This window comes from Empedobacter brevis NBRC 14943 = ATCC 43319 (assembly GCF_000382425.1).
Taxonomy (GTDB): Bacteria; Bacteroidota; Bacteroidia; order Flavobacteriales; family Weeksellaceae; genus Empedobacter; species Empedobacter brevis.
Genome location: NZ_KB908294.1, coordinates 284,150 through 304,236 on the forward strand (window position 1 = coordinate 284,150; position 20,087 = coordinate 304,236).

At 32.2% G+C, this 20,087-nt stretch carries 15 protein-coding genes; 11 read left to right on the forward strand and 4 right to left on the reverse strand.

What is annotated here, in order from left to right:
• Positions 1-10 precede the first annotated feature (10 nt).
• Positions 11-1,219: an acyltransferase family protein gene (locus H277_RS0108435; RefSeq protein WP_019975151.1), complete on the forward strand. Its 1,209-nt coding sequence runs from the start codon at positions 11-13 to the stop codon at positions 1,217-1,219.
• A 48-nt stretch (positions 1,220-1,267) separates the two neighbouring features.
• On the opposite strand, the gene H277_RS0108440 is transcribed toward H277_RS0108435, so the two are convergent.
• Entirely contained in the window at positions 1,268-1,927 is a 660-nt protein-coding gene (locus tag H277_RS0108440) for a helix-turn-helix domain-containing protein (RefSeq protein WP_019975152.1), read from the reverse strand.
• Between the two features lie 93 nt (positions 1,928-2,020).
• Between H277_RS0108440 and H277_RS0108445 the strand changes: the two genes are divergently transcribed.
• The 6 genes from H277_RS0108445 to H277_RS0108470 all read left to right on the forward strand — a co-directional run bounded on the left by H277_RS0108445 (position 2,021) and on the right by H277_RS0108470 (position 11,232).
• Positions 2,021-2,413, forward strand: a complete 393-nt coding sequence (locus H277_RS0108445) for a type III secretion system chaperone family protein (protein ID WP_026357493.1) — start codon at positions 2,021-2,023, stop codon at positions 2,411-2,413.
• 13 nt (positions 2,414-2,426) lie between these two features.
• Positions 2,427-3,131 (forward strand): PspA/IM30 family protein, encoded by a 705-nt coding sequence (locus H277_RS0108450; RefSeq protein WP_026357494.1) that lies wholly within the window; start codon positions 2,427-2,429, stop codon positions 3,129-3,131.
• Between the two features lie 72 nt (positions 3,132-3,203).
• On the forward strand, positions 3,204-3,398 hold the full coding sequence (locus H277_RS0108455; RefSeq protein ID WP_019975155.1) for a DUF4177 domain-containing protein: 195 nt from the start codon (positions 3,204-3,206) through the stop codon (positions 3,396-3,398).
• Between the two features lie 20 nt (positions 3,399-3,418).
• Complete coding sequence (locus H277_RS0108460) at positions 3,419-4,111, forward strand: OB-fold-containig protein (RefSeq protein WP_019975156.1); 693 nt, start codon at positions 3,419-3,421, stop codon at positions 4,109-4,111.
• A 110-nt stretch (positions 4,112-4,221) separates the two neighbouring features.
• On the forward strand, positions 4,222-6,306 hold the full coding sequence (locus H277_RS0108465) for a flotillin family protein (protein WP_019975157.1): 2,085 nt from the start codon (positions 4,222-4,224) through the stop codon (positions 6,304-6,306).
• 90 nt (positions 6,307-6,396) lie between these two features.
• A complete protein-coding gene (locus tag H277_RS0108470; protein ID WP_019975158.1) occupies positions 6,397-11,232 on the forward strand; it encodes a DNA repair ATPase in 4,836 nt (1,611 codons plus the stop codon).
• Positions 11,233-11,263: 31 nt separating this feature from the next.
• Here H277_RS0108470 and prfH read toward each other — a convergent pair whose 3' ends face one another.
• Positions 11,264-11,884, reverse strand: a complete 621-nt coding sequence (gene prfH, locus H277_RS18835) for a peptide chain release factor H (protein ID WP_051094536.1) — start codon at positions 11,882-11,884, stop codon at positions 11,264-11,266.
• Between the two features lie 7 nt (positions 11,885-11,891).
• On the reverse strand, positions 11,892-13,283 hold the full coding sequence (locus tag H277_RS0108480; protein WP_019975160.1) for an RtcB family protein: 1,392 nt from the start codon (positions 13,281-13,283) through the stop codon (positions 11,892-11,894).
• Between the two features lie 1,026 nt (positions 13,284-14,309).
• On the opposite strand from H277_RS0108480, the gene H277_RS0108485 reads away from it, so the two are divergent.
• From H277_RS0108485 to H277_RS0108500, 4 genes are all read left to right on the forward strand, one after another.
• Positions 14,310-16,166, forward strand: a complete 1,857-nt coding sequence (locus H277_RS0108485; RefSeq protein WP_019975161.1) for a helix-turn-helix transcriptional regulator — start codon at positions 14,310-14,312, stop codon at positions 16,164-16,166.
• Between the two features lie 39 nt (positions 16,167-16,205).
• The gene (locus tag H277_RS0108490) at positions 16,206-16,634 is read left to right on the forward strand and encodes a hypothetical protein (RefSeq protein ID WP_019975162.1); all 429 of its coding nucleotides are present in this window, start codon (positions 16,206-16,208) and stop codon (positions 16,632-16,634) included.
• Between the two features lie 107 nt (positions 16,635-16,741).
• On the forward strand, positions 16,742-18,538 hold the full coding sequence (gene lepA / locus H277_RS0108495; RefSeq protein WP_019975163.1) for a translation elongation factor 4: 1,797 nt from the start codon (positions 16,742-16,744) through the stop codon (positions 18,536-18,538).
• Between the two features lie 98 nt (positions 18,539-18,636).
• On the forward strand, positions 18,637-18,981 hold the full coding sequence (locus tag H277_RS0108500; RefSeq protein ID WP_019975164.1) for a DUF4260 domain-containing protein: 345 nt from the start codon (positions 18,637-18,639) through the stop codon (positions 18,979-18,981).
• On the opposite strand, the gene H277_RS0108505 is transcribed toward H277_RS0108500, so the two are convergent.
• Entirely contained in the window at positions 18,976-19,968 is a 993-nt protein-coding gene (locus H277_RS0108505) for a 2-hydroxyacid dehydrogenase (RefSeq protein ID WP_019975165.1), read from the reverse strand. The two genes, H277_RS0108500 and H277_RS0108505, sit on opposite strands and share 6 nt — an antisense overlap.
• Positions 19,969-20,087 lie beyond the last annotated feature (119 nt).

The following is a 20,087-nucleotide window of genomic DNA, read 5'->3' on the forward strand; positions in this document are numbered from 1 at the left end:
TACAAAAGAAATGAAAGCAGCTCGTTATTATTCATTGGATGTTTTTCGCGGCGCTACAGTTGCGTTGATGATTTTAGTCAATAATCCCGGATCGTGGTCACACATGTTTGATCCTTTAGAACATGCACAATGGCATGGATGCACTCCGACAGATTTGGTTTTTCCTTTCTTTTTATTTGCAGTTGGTAACGCAATGGCATTTGTTATTCCAAAACTACAACAACAACCTCAACAAGTTTTTTGGGAAAAAGTAATCAAACGAACAATTTTAATTTTTGGAATTGGATTATTCATCAATTGGTGGCCCTTCTTTAAATGGGATAATTATGAGCTAGTTTTTAAAGTATGGAAAGATTCGGAAGATAACGGAATACGAATTATGGGTGTTTTACAACGGATTTCCATTGCTTATTTTTTTGCTTCAATTATTGCTTTCTATTTCAAACAAAAACAAGTACTCTGGATAAGCTGCTCGATTTTAATTATTTATTGGTTATTAACTTTTGGATTGGGAACAATCGATCCTTATTCTTTAGAAGGGTTTATTGGAACCAAACTAGACAACCAGCTTCTTGGTTTAGCACATATATACAAAGGAGAAGGAATTCCGTTTGATCCGGAAGGAATTTTCAGTACAATTTCTACAATACCCCAAGTTTTATTCGGGTATTTAATTGGTGATTATATTCAAAAACAAGGAAATATAAATTGGCTGAATCGTCCGTTACCACAGACAAATAACCAACACTATAAAATGTTGGCAGGGTTATTCGTTTTAGGAACTATAGCATTAACAATTGGCTATGTATGGCAGTGGAATTTTCCATACAATAAAAAGATTTGGAGCAGCTCCTACGTTTTTAACACGACTGGCTTAGCTATTTTAACAATCGGAACAATGATTTGGTTCATTGAAATTTTAGCCATCAGAAATGGATTGATGAAATTCTTCGATGTTTTTGGAAAAAATCCGTTATTCATTTTTGTATTAAGCGGATTATTACCTCGTTTATTAGGTTTAATTAGACTAAATGGAGGATTAGATGACAAAGGAGAAACCAGGTTCATTTCTCCATTGGGTTGGTTTTACGAAAATATTTGTGCTCAAATTCCCGGAGCTCCTGAAATAGGCTCATTTGTTTATTCATTGATATTTTTAGCTTTCTTTTGGTTCTTAGCCTATTTATTGGACAAAAAGAAGATATATATAAAGGTCTAGTAAATTTAAAAACAAAAAAGCAGAAGTTTCACTTCTGCTTTTTTGTTTTTAAACCTTCTTATAAACAGCATAAAACTGATAAAAGTGTTGAATTTTCTCGACATCGAAAACAATTTGTTTCCATTGATTCAATTCTAAAATCAACTGATTTTCTTGTTGAATAAACTTTCCAACAAAAATTTCTTCTTCATCTAAATACAATCCAAATTTATCATTCACCAAATGCAAATGTTCCACTTCCAAATGTTCAAAAAATAAAATAGTCGATTCATCTTCTGTAAAATCTATAGGTGACGGAATAGTTGACGAATATTCTAATGCAATAAATTGATGCGAATTATAAATAGGAAAATAAATTGACGGATAGTTGGACAAATTCGAAAACAACTCTTTCTTTGTCTGGATAATCTCTCTTGATAAAAAAGGAATAGCGCTCAAATTTTTAACATTTCGCGACATATCAGCCTCTTCAAAATAGTTATCAAAATGCAATATTTCGTTAACTGTTAAGTTTTTTTCTATTAAATGACCTATTGGAATGCTAAAATATTTAGCAATTCTGGAAATTGTTTCTATTCTTGGCTCAGCCCTCTTTTCTTCATAAGAAGAAATATTCCCCCTGCTAACATCAAATAAATCAGCAAAAGCTTGTTGAGTCAAGTTCTTCACCTGTCTTAATTTCTTTATATTTTCTCCTATTTTCGTCATTATTTAAAATTTTAACATTTTTAATTGCTAATTATTTTAGCAAATTGTTTAATTTTATGGAAACAAATTACAAAAAACACTAATAACAACAAAATGAATTATTTTTCGAAGGTTGAAAATTTTATTCAAAACATAGATTACACCATTCGTTATAAAAACGAAAAGGAAGGTGTTTTTATGATTGAAAATTTATTGGATGGTGTTCAAAATCTGATTGTAGGAATTGCACCACCTATTATCATTTTCGAATTGTATTTATTTACAATCACCAATGATAATCTGGACATGTTAAAAGCATTACTGATGAAAAATCGTGATATTATTCATGGAGCTTTTGCCATTACAGAAGACGGAAACAAAGTAATTTACCGTTACACACTTCAAATTTCTAATCTTGATCAAAACGAATTTGAAGCAACTTTAAATTCTTTGAGTTTATTGATGAGCGAATATTCTGCTCAATTAATTGAATTTTCTAAACAATAAAAACAAAATTACGATGAATATTTTTAAACGTATTTTTAGAATTGGGCAAGCGGAAATACATTCGGTTGTCGAAAAAATGGAAGATCCCATTAAAATGACTGAACAAGGAATTCGTGAAATGCGCGAGGATCTCAATCAATCTCTTGAAGCTTATGCAAAAGTAAAAGCAATGGCCATTCGTTCTCAAAACAGTATGGACAAAAAGAAAGAAGACGCAACGGACTACGAACGAAAAGCGATTCTTTTATTAGAAAAAGCAGAACGTCATGAAATTACCAGAGAGCAAGCAGAGAATTTAGCGAAGGAAGCTTTAGGTTTAAAAAATCAATTGCGAGAAGAAATTTCAGAATTAGAAAACCAGGTAATTATCCATGAAAAATCTGCAAATGAAGTTCATAAGAATGTTGAAATCTTAAAATTCAACATTAACAAATGGGAGAATGAGTTAACAACCTTGAAAGCACGTGTAAAAGTTGCAGATGCCACTAAACAAGTAAATAAACAGATGGCAAAAATTGATGCAAACAGTACAATTAGTATGCTGGAGCGTATGAAAGCCAAAGTTGAGGAAGACGAAGCTCTTGCACAAGCTTATGGAAGTCTGGCTGATCATTCGAAGTCTGCTGATGATGAAATTAACGACACCTTAAAAGGAGATTTAATCCAAAACGAATTAGATGCTTTGAAGTTAAAAATCAAGGCCAAAGATCAAGAATAAATCACTTCTTATAGTGAGTTTCTTCTTACTATTTTTTTAGATCTTAAAGCTTTTTTAAAATTCTATTTAGTTATGCTAAAATTTGAATACAAAACAATCGAAATAAAAGCTGAACAAGGGATTTTTAAAGTCTCAATTGACCAAGAAAATTTAGACAAATTATTAAATAAATACGGAGCAGAAGGTTGGGAATTAACCTCCTCTACTCCATTGTCAAACAATGGAATAACGTACAGAATTTATTTTACCTTTAAGAGACACGTTTAATGCTATAAAATTAACACTAAATGACCGAAATTTTAGATATTCTTTTCAATCCATTGGCAAATGGAATTATGACCGTCTTAATGGGGTTTTCTTTAGTCTATTGGATATTTCAGCTATTGGCTGGTGATGGAATTGACTTAGGAACTGATTCCGATTTCCACCTGGGAGATATAAACGATGTAGATGCTCATCACGACGTTGATGCAGATCAAAATGCAGATACGGATACGCATCACGAACCAAGTTTTTGGACAAAATGTTTGGAGTTCATTAATGTAGGGAAGGTTCCTTTAATGGTCATCATCACTTTATTCAAATTTATAAGTTGGGTGATCACTATTCTTTCTTCTATTGTTTTCGGATTAAGTAAATTAGGCATCTACTCTGTTTTAGTTTTAATTCCGGTTTTTCTTATTGTATATTTTATGATGCATTGGATTACAAAACCTTTCGTAAAAGTCTATGCAGAATTAGGTTATTACGGAGAAGAAGAAACTGACTTTATAGGTAGAATAGGAAAATCTAAATCTAAAATAGAAGGAGATAAAATAGGTTCAGCCGAATTCCGTATAAATAAGGATATTATCACACTTAATATAAAAAGTCAAACAGGAGAAGAAATTCATTTTGGTGACACAATTATTATTACAGATGAATCTCCTTCCAATCATTATTATTTTGTAATTAAACAGATCACTTTAAATAATATTTAATCACATATCATGGTATTACTATTTCAACTTACTTCGTTCATAATCGAAGATATTTTAACCATAATCATACACTAACCAAATCAATTTAAAAAAATAATACAAACTTTCTCATGACAAATTTTATTCTTTTAGCAATTGGTGTCATCGTTTTCATCTTTATTGCATTTATCGTAGTCTTAAGTATTTTCTATAAAAAAGTTCCGCAAGGAAAAGCAATTGTCCGTACGGGGGTCGGAGGATCTCAAGTGGCGTTTAACAAAGGAATGTATGTTATTCCCGTTTTTCATAAAATGGAAATAATGGATATTTCGATCAAAAAAATTGACATCGCACGTCAACAAGGCGATGGGTTAATTTGTAAAGATAATATTCGTGCAGATATCAAAGTTGCATTTTTTGTGCGCGTTAATAAATCGGTAAACGACGTCATTAATGTCGCTCAAAATTTAGGAACAGAAAGAGCTTCAGAGCCAGAAACATTAAAGAGTATTTTCGAAGCTAAATTTTCAGAAGCCTTAAAAACAGTTGGAAAAAAATTCGATTTTATTGAATTATATGAAGCCCGTCGTGAATTTAGAGATGAGATTTTAAATATTATCGGAACAGATCTTAACGGGTACATTTTAGATGATTGTGCGATTGATTATTTAGAACAAACGGAATTGCAATTCTTAAGCCCGGATAATATATTAGATTCTGAAGGAATTAAAAAAATCACAGAATTAACGGCTCAACAAAACATGAATGCGAACTTAATCCGTCGTGAAGAAGAAAAAGTCATCAAAAAACAAAATGTTGAAGCACGTGAAGCGATTTTAGAATTAGAACGACAGTTAGCTGAAAAAGAAGAACGTCAACGTAGAGAAATCGAAAATATAAAAGCGCGTGAAGAGGCTGAAATTACTAAAGTCCGAGAAGAAGAGCGACTAAAAGCTGAATCTGTTCGTATCACCACAGAAGAACAATTGGCTGTACAGGAAGAAAACAAGTTGCGCCAAATTATCATTGCAGAAAAAAATAAAGTACGTACAGACGCTATCGAAACGGAACGCGTAGAAAAAGACCGCGCATTAGAACAAACTGAACGTGAACGAATTGTTACTTTGGCTCAGATCGATAAAGAACGATCAATCGAAGTTGAGAAGAAAAATATTCAAGGCGTAATTAAAGAACGTGTTCTACTAGAAAAAGGTGTAATTGAAGAGCAGCAAGGTGTGAAAGATGTTGAAGTCTATCGTGAAGTAGAACGTCAGAAACAAGCCGGAATCATTGCTGCCTCTCAAGAAGCTGAAGAGCGTTTAATTGAAACGGTAAAAGCTGCAGAAGCAGCAAAAATTGCAGCAGAACAAGAAGCCGCTCGTAGAGTGATTGAAGCGGATGCGGAAAAACAAGTTGCAGAACGAAAAGCACAAGAATTATTAATTGATGCAGAAGCGAAAAAAGAAGCTTCTGCAAAAGAAGCGGAAGCAAGAAAAATTATTGCTGAAGCACAAGCCAAAGAAGAAGCGGCAATTGGTTTATCAGAGGCCGAAGTAATGGTTGCAAAAGCCGAGGCTGAAGAAAAACAAGGAACGGTGGAAGCGACTGTAATTGAGAAAAAAGCGGAAGCTTTACGTAAAGAAGGTTTAGCCCAAGCAGAAGTTGTCCGTGAAAAAGCATTGGCTGAAGCGAAAGGAATTGAAGAAAAAGCTGAAGCCATGAAAAAATTAGATGGTGTTGGAAAAGAACACGAAGAGTTCAAACTTCAATTACAAAAAGAAAAAGATATCGAGCTGGCACACATCAACATTCAAAAAGACATTGCCGGTGCACAAGCAGAAGTTTTATCTCATGCATTAAAATCAGCGAAAATTGATATTGTCGGAGGAGAAACAATGTTCTTTGATAATATCGTGAAGCAGGTTTCAAATGCTAAAGGATTTGATCATTTAATCAACAACTCGAAACACGCTACAGATATTAAAAATGCATTGATTGACGAGGATGGCGGAAGCGATTTAGCCGGAAAAGTGAGAAATCTTGCTGATAAATATGGCATTTCGTCAAACGACATCAAAAACTTAACAATTACTGCGGCATTAATTAAATTACAGCAAGCTGCTTCGGCTTCTGGAAATAACGAAGACACCGGATTTATCAATTCTCTTTTCGGAATTGCCAATCAATTAGGTGTTTCAAATAAAAAAATAGGTTAATTCATGATATAAAATTTGAGCGATTGAATTGTATTCAGAAGATTCAATCGCTCATTTAATAAGTTTAATCTCCTTTTAGATTTTAATTTAATGCAAGAAGAAAAAAATATAAACGTAGCCGAGACACTTGATGCAGGAGCATACGAAATCATTCGGAAAAGACTTCTTACACAAAAAGATTTTCTTTCGGACCGATTAACGAAATTGAATGAAGCCCGTAAAGAAGTTTTCAATTCAACCAACTTTGCATTAAGTGCAAACCAGAGAATTACAACAGAGAACACCTGTGTTGCCCGCGGAATTATCGCGTTTGATAACCTGTGTATTTTTGGTTACAATGTACATTTTGGTTTACGGACACATATTCAGCTGAGTGACGTTTTTAGTATTTATTTATTTCAAGAAAATCAATTTATTGCTCAGCCTTTAGATTTAATTGATGATCAGAATTTTTTTACAGATTTTCAAAACTTATACAAATATTACCGTGATTCGATCTTTTCAAAATTTCGCAGAACAGATAATTACCTGTACATGGTTTTCCAAACCAGTAAAAGCGCACAAGATTTAAAAGCTTTTAAATGGTTAATCAAAGATGGAAAATTAATTTACCAAGATGATCGCAGTATTCACGAAGTAAAAAAAGCAGATCAATTTGATTTCGAATGGCAGAAAACTTCTATTGATGATCGTCGATTAGGAAATTTTCCACATATTTCTATTTTAGATAAAATTTTTATCGAAGCAATTGGTGGTGACATCACTTTTAAGATTGAAGATAATACAGACTCCGGCAAAGGAATTTTTACAGAAAAAGTAACCTATCTAGACCAACAATTGGATGATGCTGAATATTATTATGCCGATTTAGGAAATTTAATTGCAGTCAAAATAAAACCTTTTCAAGAAGATTTCAGAGCTTATATTTTTAATATCCGCACCAAAGAAGTGGTGAATATTCCTGCTCTTTTAGATGCAGCTGTTTTGCTACCGGATAATCAAGGGCTCATTTTTTCGAATGGATATTATTTACAAAACGGAACTTATCATATTTTCGAGAATAAGTTGGAGAACTTTCAATTTTTCCGTCGTGTAAATTCTCCTAATGGCGAAGATTTTATGTATATCTTCAATCAGGAAGATACGAACACCTATATTCTATTGTCTTACAATATCATTCAACAAAGTGTCGAAACTCCGATTATTTGCAATGGGTTTACAATTTTTAAAGATGGAAGTTTAATTTATTTCCGCACCGAAGAAGAGGCAACCCGCCATCATCAAGTGCAAATTTGGAAAACGCCTTATGTTGAACGTTTGATTGAAAACCAAGAAAAAACCAACCATCCTTTATATAAAATAGGAAACAAAGATGTTGTGAAGGCAATGGCTGAAGCGCAGGAAGTGATTCAATTAATTAACAAAGAAGATTCTTACGAAGGTTTATATGAAGATATTGTAAAAAAAGCGAACAACATTGTTGACAGTTATTTCTGGATTAATGATCAAGAAACTTTTGAGCTTTCCGTTCCCCTATTAGAAATTAAAACGGTTGCGAATACAGCTATTGATGAATTTGCGAAAGTTCAGGTTCAGAAAAAATTTGCACAAGAATCCCTGGAAAAAACGGAAGAAATTATTGCGGAAATTCTTTTCAATGTAAATAGTACTAAATATGATCAATTAGATTTACTGGTTGAACATTTGGCTGATGCCCGAAAGACCCAAGGAAAAGTAATTAATTTACGTTCGGTTCGATACATTAACTTAGAACGTGTTCAGGAGTTGGAAAATCAATTGAGTGAGGTGACTGAAAACTTATCTGCTAAAACAATTGAATTTTTATTATTGGACGAAGCTTTGATTCCATATGAAGACAAAGTTACTGAACAAAAAAAATTGGTCACTACAATAGAAAAAGTAGTGGACTCAAAGATAATAGAAGAATCGTGCCTTAAAATTGCCTCTGAATTAGAATTATTGATCGATATTCTAAACAGTTTAAAAATTGAGGATGCTACACAGACGACAAAAATTATTGAGAAAATTTCGGTAATTTTTGCTTCTCTTAACGAAGTTCGTGCACAATTAACCCGTCAAACCGGAGCCTTAAAAAGCAAAGAGGCCATTGCTGAATTTTCTGCACAAATCACATTATTGGAGCAAAGTGTGGTGAATTTTCTAGAATTGTCAACAACTGCTGAAAAAACGGAAGAATATAATACCAAAATAATTGTTCAATTAGAAGAATTGGAAAGTAAATTTTCTGATTTTGATGATTTTACTTTAAGAATTGCAGACAAACGCGATGAGATTATCAAAGCGTTTAATATAAAACGTGAGCAGCTGGTTGAGCAAACCAATAAACGTACAAATTCATTAGAACAGATAGGTTTACGTGTTTTAAAAAACATTGAAAATAAAGCCAAAACATTTGCTGTAAAAGAGGAAATTCTTGCATTTTATTCGTCTGATTTGATGATTGATAAAATTCGTCAAATCGTTCATGAACTGAAAGACTTGAAAGATATTTCAAAAGCCGAAAATCTTGAAAATCTTTTGAAGAAATCGCAAGAAGATACACTCCGTGTTTTACGCGATAAAACTGAACTTTTTGTTGATGGACAAAATATTATCGCGCTTGGGCAAAATAAATTTACAGTCAATACCCAACAGTTAGCGCTGACGTTACTGAACCGAAATAACGAATTATTTTATCATTTAACAGGAACAAGTTTCTATCAAAAAGTAAAGAATGATGAAATTTATCAATATCAATCGATTTGGAACCAGGAATTCGTCTCGGAAAATCAACAAATTTATCGCGCAGAATATTTGGCTTATCAAGCTTTTCTGGCACGAAATGAAAGTAACTTTAATGCCGAGAAGTTTGTTAATGAAATCATCGAACAAAATTATTCAGAGGGATACATCAAAGGAGTTCATAATTTTGATGCGCTTCGTATTTATACAGAATTGATTAACATCAACTCGAAATTAGATGTGCTGCAATTCGATTCTAAAACAAGGACAACAGCTCAAATTTTCTGGCATTCTTTGGAAAATCAATTGCAGGATAAATTGAAAGCAATGTTAGTTTCGGCTCAATTAATTTTAAGAAATTTTCCTCATTCAAAACGTTTTAACAATATCACAAATGAAATAAAAGAACGTTATGAAAAGTGGGAAACAGAATGGGACAAGTCTGTTACCTCATCTGAAAAGATTGCGAATTATTTGTTCACGACATTTACAAAACACCAGGCTTTTTCAATGAGTAAAGAAGCTGAAATATTTAGAAATGAGTTTACAACCTATTTAGAAAAGAGTCAAAATTCCGCTGATTTCAATACGTTAATCAAAGATGAAAAATTTTCATCAACAGAAAAATTTTATTTAATTGAAAACTGGATTCACTCCTTTATAGATGAAAATAAAAACTTTTTACCTTTTAGAAATAGTGTCAATGAAATAGCAACTATGCTCCTTTTTCCACAAGATACTTATCAATTGAATGAAGGAAAATCAATTGTAGAAATTGACAATTTAAAAGGCAATCATCCTGTCATTGTGGATGGAGTTTATCAACATGATTACCATGAGATGATTTCGAAATTAGAATACTTTTCAACTGTTGACGTTCCTAATTTTAAAGCATTTCAAACGTTGAAAGAAGATATTTCGAAAATTTATCAAAAAGATTTAAAAATAGCTGAATTTGAACCGAAAGTATTGACTTCATTCGTGCGAAATAAATTAATTAATGACGTTTATTTTCCTTTGATCGGAAATAATTTAGCCAAACAATTGGGTACTGCTGGTGAAAGTAAACGCACAGCCCGCATGGGAATGCTATTGTTAATTTCACCTCCTGGGTATGGAAAAACAACACTGATGGAATATTTGGCCAAAACAATGGGCTTACATTTTGTAAAAGTAAACGGCCCTACAATCGGGCATAACATTACATCAATTGATCCTGTTGAGGCAAAAACTTCGGGAGAAAGAGAGGAATTGAAGAAAATAAATTTAGCATTTGAAATGGCAGATAACGTCATGTTGTACTTAGATGACATTCAACATTTGAGTGCAGAATTTTTACAAAAATTTATTTCTTTGGCTGACGGACAACGTAAAATAGATGGAATTTTTGATGGAGAAAGTAAAACATATGATCTACGTGGCAAACGATTTTGTATCGTAATGGCAGGAAATCCATATACAGAAAGCGGTTCGAAATTTCAAATTCCGGATATGTTAGCGAATCGAGCTGATGTCTATAATTTAGGAGATGTAATTGGTGATACGGAAGCACTTTTCAATTTAAGTTTGATTGAAAATGCAGCTGGTGATAATCCATATTTAGATAGAATTGCATCAAAAAGTTTAGCAGACTTTTATAAACTCGTCAATTTCGTAACAGATCATCAAGAACAAATTCCTGATTTAGAAGTTAATTACTTGAAGCAAGAGGTTGATGACTTTATTGCAGTCTTAAAACATATCATAAAAATTCGAAACATTGTCGTGAAAGTTAATCAAAACTATATTTCAAGTGCGGCGATGCAAGATGACTACAGAACTGAACCTCCTTTTAAAATGCAAGGTTCATATCGAAATATGTCGAAATTGGTTTCTAAAGTTGTTCCGATGATGAACGAAAAAGAAATTAATGAAATTATTTTAGCACATTACGAAAGTGAATCGCAAACGTTGACGGCAGATACTGAATCTAATCTTTTACGTTTAAAAGAAATTGCAGGTTTAATAACATCTGATGAGAAAGAAAGATGGGAAACCATTAAAACGACATTTATCAAAAAGAATAAACATGGTGGTTTAGGCAAAGACGATAAAGTTTTTGCGCAACTAACTGAATTCAATGAAAATTTGGAAGGAATTATTCAAGCCATCTTGAAAAGATAAAGTTAAAAAGCCGTTCTAAGAACGGCTTTTTTTATTCAATAAATGAATCTCCTTTAAATGTTTTTACAGGACTTCCTCTTTTGATCGAAGTTTGACTGTTCCATTTTTCTTGGATCAAACCTTTTAATTGGCTTGTTTCCAACTCTTGTAATTTCAACAACAACCGAGTGGTTGCTATTTTCTTATTCTGATGTTGTGAACGTGAATCCATTGCCACAACCGAAAGACCGGAAGACTTATGAATAGCACGAACAGCTGAATTTACCTTATTCACATTCTGCCCTCCATTTCCTGAACTTCGCATTGTTTGGTATGCAATTTCTTGTTGTTGTATTAAATCATACTTCGGAGTTTCTAATTCGAAGCAACCAATAAACCAGTTCTTTCGAGGATGAAATTTCCTGTACGGACTCTTACCTATCCACAAAATTGTACCAATCCAGCCTTTCAAAAAATTAGTTAAATCGCTTCCTTCGAGTGCTATAACTATAGAAGATAATTGATTAAAATCTTTATCAACATCTCTTTCGATAACTTCGAACTCGATTTCTGATTTTCTACACGCTTCTGAAAAACGTTTAAAAACATTTGTTACCACAAGATTACATTCTTCCGGACCTCTACCTGAGGTGATTTGGATAATTTTTTTCATGATTATTTTATTTATCCATTCGAACAATTTTTGGCGTAAACGTCCCCAAAACTTTCACCAGCTCAGTTTGTAAATTCATCACTGTTTTGATGTTTTTATAAGCAAAAGGCGCTTCATCTACACTTCCTCCAATTAATTCGATTCCGGCATCTTTTAATTGCGCATTCATAAAACTTTTGGTAATCGTTGATTTACATTTCGCACGGGACATTTTCCGTCCGGCTCCATGCGAAGCTGAATTAATACTTAACTCATTTCCTAATCCTTCAACAATATAACCATTTGCAGTCATTGAGCCAGGGATAATTCCTAACACACCTTTTCCGGCAGGGGTTGCTCCTTTGCGATGAACAATTCGTTCTACTCCGTCTACAAATTCTTTCCAAGCAAAATTATGATGATTTTCTACCGTAAAAACAGTTCGTTTTCCTAAAGCTTTTGCAATTCTTCGGTGAATATCGTCATGGCAAGCTTTTGCATATTCTCCTGCTAAATTCATCGCAATCCAATATTCTTGCCCATCATGCGTGTCCAAATTTAACCAAGCTAAATGCTGTACTTGTTTTGGAAGAGGACATTGTTTAGACGCTAAATAAGTGTAATGTTTCGCAATATTTGCACCTAAACCACGTGAGCCGCTATGTGATAAAATGGCAAGATATTCGCCCGGAATCAAATTCCATTCAGGTTTTACTTCATCCAATTTCACGATTCCGAATTCAACAAAATGATTTCCTCCACCTGAAGTCCCTAATTGTTGATAAGCTTTTGTTTTTAAACTTTTCAGAATTGGAATTTCATCAAAAATAGAACGTTCAAAAATTTCATGATCAGCTTTTATTTTATGAGTTTCATACATACCGAATTTGGTATGCTCGCTCAATATAGATAATAATTGATGTGTTTTTCCTTTCAAGAAGTTTGCGGGTAAATCAAACACCGAAAGACTCATTCTACATCCGATGTCAACACCGACTCCGTACGGAATTACAGCATTATCAGTCGCTAAAACACCTCCAATTGGTAACCCATAACCAGAATGTGCATCAGGCATCAAAGCTCCTTTTATTGCAATTGGCAACTTCAAGGCATCATATAATTGAAATTTTGCTTGTTCATCAATCTCATTTTCTCCAAAAACGGAAAAAGGAGATCGTGTTGTTTTTAATTCTTGTAATCTAACTTCTACAGGTTTTATCAAACCTTCCGCAACTTTTCCCCAAATGCCATGACCAACATATTTTTCAGGTTCAAGTAACACTTCTTTTGCTTCAGTTAATATCGTTTGTTTTTTTTCTTTTTTTCTGTACCGATGAATCTGTCCTAAAACAATATTGATCGAGTTATTATTAGGAAAGCCTAATTTTATAAAGTCTTTTCCTGATATTTTATTTCCCATGATTCATGTTTTTTTAATAACTAACACCCTTTAGTTGTCAGTATTTCAACATTTTATAATGTTATTTTTTTTTGTTGAAAACTTCCTTATTTTTATAAAAATCGTTTGATTTTATGATTATCTAAAAATTGATCAATTTTTGATTTATTTTCATTTTCAGCATATTGAGTTATACTCATCTTCTTTAGAATAAGATTGAAAAACTCAACTTATTTTCTCTTGTTTAATCTTTTTACTCAAGATTAAAATAGCGTCAAATCCTTTTTTATGAGAGTGTTTTAATGAAAATAAACTCTTCCTCGATATTTTTTTTGATGTTTAAATTTTCCGCTTACATTTTTTAGTTGTTTTACTTTCTCTCTCTTATTGTTTGATATCAAAAAGAAAATTGAACCTTCCGCGTTATAGAAGATTTGTTTACAAATATTTCTTTGAAATAGTTAGCGCTAACTATTTTCCACTTCGGAAATTTTTAAGGAATATTCTGAATTAGAATAAAAAGAAAAAGCCCGAAGAGATCTTCGGGCTTTAGAATATGTAAAGTAATTTATTTACGAATTTATAGCACGAAGAATGCTTATTGCAGAATCTTTTGCAATAGCTGAGAACTGATATGTCGTTTGTTTGAACATTTTATTTCTTCGTTATTAATTGTTATACTATATCGTTTTATTTTTGCAAATGTAATTCAATATTTTAGTAATTTCCAAATTGTTATAAAAAAATCACTTGAAAAAACATAATGTAAGACTATAAACAACCATTTCTTTCATCAGAAATTTTATTCATCCTGACTTCGTCCGTAGTTAATAAATGTTTTACAAATTTGCACGAAAATAAAATCTATTCACTTTTTTCTATTATCACTTCAACACTACAATTTTTAAATAAAATGACTACAAAATCACTACAAAACAACTACAATCACTAAAGTTCACTGAATATCAATGACTTAATTTTTGTTGTTTCTAATATTTTTTTATGGCTAAAATTTTATTTCCTGTACTTTTTTACGATTTTTGAAATATGAAAACTCTACCAACCTACATTTCCCTTTTTTTAATCGGTAGTACATCAAATTTGGTGTACAGCCAAAATAAATATGTTGATAGTTTAAAAACAGAATTAACAAAATCGAACACTTCTGTAACTGCTACATTTGATTTATTGAATAAATTAACTGAATATAACAGAACTTCTGATTTATATAAACAAACTGACCGGTACATCAATCAACAAATAAAATTAGCAAAAAGAGAAAATAATCAATTAGAATTAGTTAAAGCCTATGTTCAGCGAGGAGTAGCCTATGATCATCAACAATTCTTTGATAAAACTCAAAAATCTCTTGACACCATACAGAGGACTGTACATGAGTCATCGGATTTTCTTCCTCAAGTATATTATAATTATCTATTAGCATATCATCAACTTAATTTGGGTGATTATACAAAATCACAAAAAACAACACTTGGTTTCATCTCGCAATTAGAAAAAATACCAGATGAGTATATATTAAAATCTAAAACCAATTACATTTTATATCGTATTCATGCTACGTTAAACAATACAAAAAATGCAATTATATATGCAGAGAAATCTTTAATATATGCGAAAGAATCCGAAGACAAAAATCTACTTGTAATGGCTTATGCAAATTTAGGTTTTGCTTTGTCTCTAAGATTTCGTAAAACAAAAGACGATAAAGATCTAAATATATTGATTGAAACAAGCAGAAAAGCTGTAGAAATTAGTCGGCAAAATCCAAACAAAGTAACCAAATACAATTACGCAATAGTTTTACTAAATCTTTCAGATTATCAATTATCTCTTCCAAATCAATCTTCCTTAATAAAAGAAGAGATAAAAGCAAACAGCTTAGAAGTTATAGAATTGTGTAAAACAATTCCAAACGGCCAACATATTTCGGCAGGTGCTTATAGTATCTTAAGTAAATTGGCAAGAGATGAAAATCAATTCCATTCGGCAGAAACTTATTTAATTCAAGCAAACGAAATCCTACATACCCAACACCAAAAGGATTATCATGCTCTATTAACGAATACGACAGAATTAGCAAAACTTTATAACCAAAAAGGCGAATTTCAGAAGGCTTTCGAGTTTCAGAAAAAAGCAACAGATTATTCAAGCGAATTATACAATCAAGACCAAGCGGAATCGACAAAAAGATTAGAAGCTCAATTTCAATCTGAACGAAAAGAAGTAGAACTGAAAAATCTTGAAGCTAAAAATAAAAGTTTACAAAAAGAACGTATCCTTTATATATTCCTAGGCGTAATGGGATTAATTGGAATGTTTTTTATGTTCAGAACTTATCATTTTAGATTGCATTATTCCATTGGAAGAGAGAACCAGTTGAATGCAGAAAAACAAGAAGCCGATATCAAACTAAAATTGCAACATGAAGAGCAGGCTCGTTTACAAGCAGAACAAGAATTATTAACCTTGCAACAACAAAAATTACAGGACGAAGTTCTAGCAAGCCAGCTTCATTTAGAGCATAAAAATAATGTTTTAAAGGAATTAAAAGATAAAATAAAAAATGATTCTTCTATTAATCTTAAACAAGTTATTCGAGAAGGAAACATGTTTGACCACGATTTTGATAATGCTAAATTCCGGATTCAGGAATTACATCCTAATTTCTTCAAAACATTGAACGAACATTCAAAACAGAAACTAACCCCTTTAGATTTAAAATACTGTTCATATATCTACCTGGGATTGGATACCAAAAAAATTGCCAACTTGTTAAATATAGAACCTAAAAGTGTGCGCATGAAGAAATACCGTTTGAAACAAAAATTTGGTTTAACTAAAAGTGAAGATTTGAATATCTTTTTTCATCAGATAATTTCTTAAAAGAGTTATTGATTATTATATTTGAACTAAATTTTGCGAATGACGAATAAATTCATTATCCTTTTCCTTTTAATTTCTACTTTTAGTTTTGGACAAGAAAATTTTAAACATGCTATCTATCCCGGATGTCAGAAATTTAAAACGAATGAAGAATTAAAAAAATGTTTCTCAGAAAAACTCTGGTATGAATTAAATGACCAAACGCAAGAGGATGGTGAAGATTTTTTTAGGAAAAATAAATTAGATCATGATTTAACCTTGTATTTTACGGTTAGAAAAGATGGTCAAATTGCAAGCTACAGTTATTCTAACGATAGTGACCCTATGATTGCGACTGCCTACCTAAAAAGAATAAACAGAGTTTTCAAATATTATGAAAAGATAGGAAAAAAAATAAAACCTGCTACATACAACAATAAACCAGGTGATAGTAAAATTGAGTTTAAAGTAAAGTATAGAGGGGAATAAATCTATTATGACTAAATTCTTATCAAAATAATATTTAACACTTTATTTTTCAAAAAACTTGCAGTCTGAACGGAAAAGATTATTTTTGCCTATTCGACAAGAAGAGTATGAAAAATATCCGTAATTTCTGTATTATTGCCCATATTGACCATGGTAAGAGTACCTTGGCCGATCGTTTATTACAAGTAACAAACACCATTTCTGATCGTGAGTTACAAAACCAAACATTAGACGATATGGATTTGGAACGCGAACGTGGTATCACGATCAAATCGCATGCTATCCAAATGGAATATGAAAAAGATGGTGAAAAATATATTTTAAATTTAATTGACACGCCCGGACATGTGGATTTTTCTTACGAGGTTTCTCGTTCGATAGCCGCTTGTGAAGGAGCTTTGTTGATTGTAGATGCTGCTCAAAGTATCCAAGCTCAAACTATTTCTAATCTATATTTAGCATTAGAGAATGATTTAGAGATTATTCCTGTTTTAAATAAAATCGATTTACCCTCTGCCAACCCGGAAGAGGTAACTGATGATATTGTAGATCTATTAGGTTGTGAACCTGAAGATGTTTTACGTTGTTCTGGAAAAACAGGTGAAGGAGTTTTAGAATTGTTGCATACAATTATCGATAAAATTCCGGCTCCACAAGGTGATCCTGACGCCCCTTTGCAAGCATTAATTTTTGATTCTGTTTACAATCCTTTCCGTGGAATTGAAGCATTTTATAAAGTTGTAAATGGTGAGATCAAAAAAGGTGACCAAGTAAAATTCATGGCTACAGGTAAAAAATATGGAGCTGATGAAATTGGAACTTTAAAATTAAACCAAGTAGAGAAAAAAGCAATTAAAACAGGAGATGTAGGCTATATTATTTCCGGAATAAAAGAAGCTTCTGAAGTAAAAGTTGGAGATACAATTACGTTAGTTGATAATCCTGCTACCGAAGCAATTGATGGTTTTGAGGAAGTAAAACCAATGGTCTTCGCAGGTATTTACCCTGTAGATACTGAAGATTACGAAGATTTACGCGCTTCTATTGAAAAGTTACGTTTGAATGACGCTTCCTTAACTTTTGAAGCTGAATCTTCTGCTGCTTTAGGATTTGGTTTTCGTTGTGGATTCTTGGGAATGTTGCACTTGGAAATTATTCAAGAACGTTTAGAACGTGAGTTTAATATGACCGTCATTACAACTGTTCCTAACGTATCGTATGAAGCATATTTGGAAAAAGATCCTGAAAAAATGATTCCGGTTCATAACCCATCTGAATTACCGGATCCTTCAGGATTAAACCGTGTTGAAGAACCCTATATTCGTGCTGCAATTATTACAAAATCAGAGTTCGTAGGACCTGTAATGAGTTTATGTATTGAAAAACGTGGTGAATTGCAATCGCAAAATTATTTGACTCAACATAGAGTTGAAATGATTTTTAACATGCCTTTGGCTGAGGTTGTATTTGATTTCTACGACCGTTTGAAGTCTATTTCGAAAGGTTATGCTTCTTTCGATTATGCCCCTTCCGGAATGAAAGCTTCGAAATTGGTGAAAGTAGATATCATGATTAACGGTGAAGTCGTAGATGCTTTATCTGCCTTGATTCATGTTGACAATGCGTATAACATTGGTAAAAAAATGTGTGAAAAATTACGCGAGTTAATCCCTCGTCAACAGTTTGATATTCCTATTCAAGCAGCAATTGGAGCAAAGATCATTGCCCGAGAAACAATTAAGGCTTTACGTAAAGATGTTACTGCTAAATGTTATGGAGGAGATATTTCTCGTAAACGTAAATTATTGGAAAAACAAAAAGCCGGTAAGAAAAAAATGCGCCAGATTGGACGTGTAGAAGTTCCTCAATCTGCCTTCTTAGCTGTATTAAAATTAAACGATTAAGATTTAATTAATTATATTTCAAAAGCCACTCTGCTGAGTGGCTTTTTTTGTAACAATTGGTGAAAAATGTACACTTATAAAGTAAAAGCTCCATTGTCATGAAAAACTTCTTAAAATTAGAACAACTAGCATTGCTCATTGGATTACTTTTTATTTATAACCAACTAGGATTCTCGTGGATGTGGTTTGCCATTCTTTTCCTTTCTCCTGATCTCTTTATGTTAGGTTATCTTTTTGGAAATAAAGTTGGTGCCATAACCTATAATTTTATTCATCATTATGCCATTAGTATTCTGATTATTACAATTGGGTATTTCACTAAAAATGATACCGTTATAATGATTGGTCTTATTTTTTCCTCTCATATCGCTTTCGACCGTATTTTAGGTTATGGGCTAAAAAAATATGACGGATTTAAATCAACTCATTTAGGAAATTTATAACATAACAATTTCAGCTGTTGAACCTTTTTGAGCTATTTCTGAAATACTTCTCATCGTGATTTCTGAAATTTGCTCCAACGCTTCTTGGGTAAAAAATGCTTGATGTGCCGTTACTAAAACATTTGGGAAACTCGTCAATCGTTGAATCGTATCATCTTGAATAATTTCTGCTGATAAATCTTTGAAAAATAATTTTTCTTCCTGCTCATACACGTCGATTCCTAAATAACCTATTTTATGCTTTTTTAAAGCTTCAATTGCATCATGAGTATTGATTAATCCTCCTCTACTCGTGTTAATGATCGTCACACCATCTTTCATCAGCTCAATTGTGTGTTGATTAATCATGTAATGATTTTCTGGCGTCAAAGGACAATGCAGCGAAATAATATCAGCTGTCGTAAATAATGTTTTCAAATCCGTATATTCTATTCCATTACTTGCTAAATCTTCGTCTGGATAAAGATCATAAGCTATAATTTTACATCCAAAACCTTTTGCAATATTGACAAATGCTTTTCCAATCTTACCTGTTCCTACAATTCCAATTGTTTTTTGAAACAAATTAAATCCTAATAATCCATTCAAAGCAAAATTTTGTTCTCGAACACGATTATAAGCTTTATGTGTTTTTCTGTTCAACGTCAATAACATTGCCATTGTATGCTCAGCAACAGCTTCCGGAGAATAAGCCGGAACACGGCAAACCTTAATTCCAAATTCTTTCGCTGCTTCTAGATCTACATTATTAAAACCAGCACATCTTAAAGCGATGATTTCAACGCCTTTATTTGCTAGGACCTCAATTACCTGCCGATTTACTTTATCATTTACAAAAACACAAACAGCCTTTTCATCTTCAATTGCTTTTACAATATGCGGCCCTAAGTGTGTTTCATAAAAATTAAGTTCAAAACCATATTTCTTATTTTCTGTTTCAAAAAAAGTTTTATCATATGGTTTCGAAGAAAAGAACGCTATTTTCATTTGCATATTTTTTACTAAAATACATTATTATCTTTCTTATTTTTAAAAATCTCTTAGAATAAACTCTATTTTATCTTCATTATAAATTTTCTCAATAAATGTTTATAACTTCGTTTCAA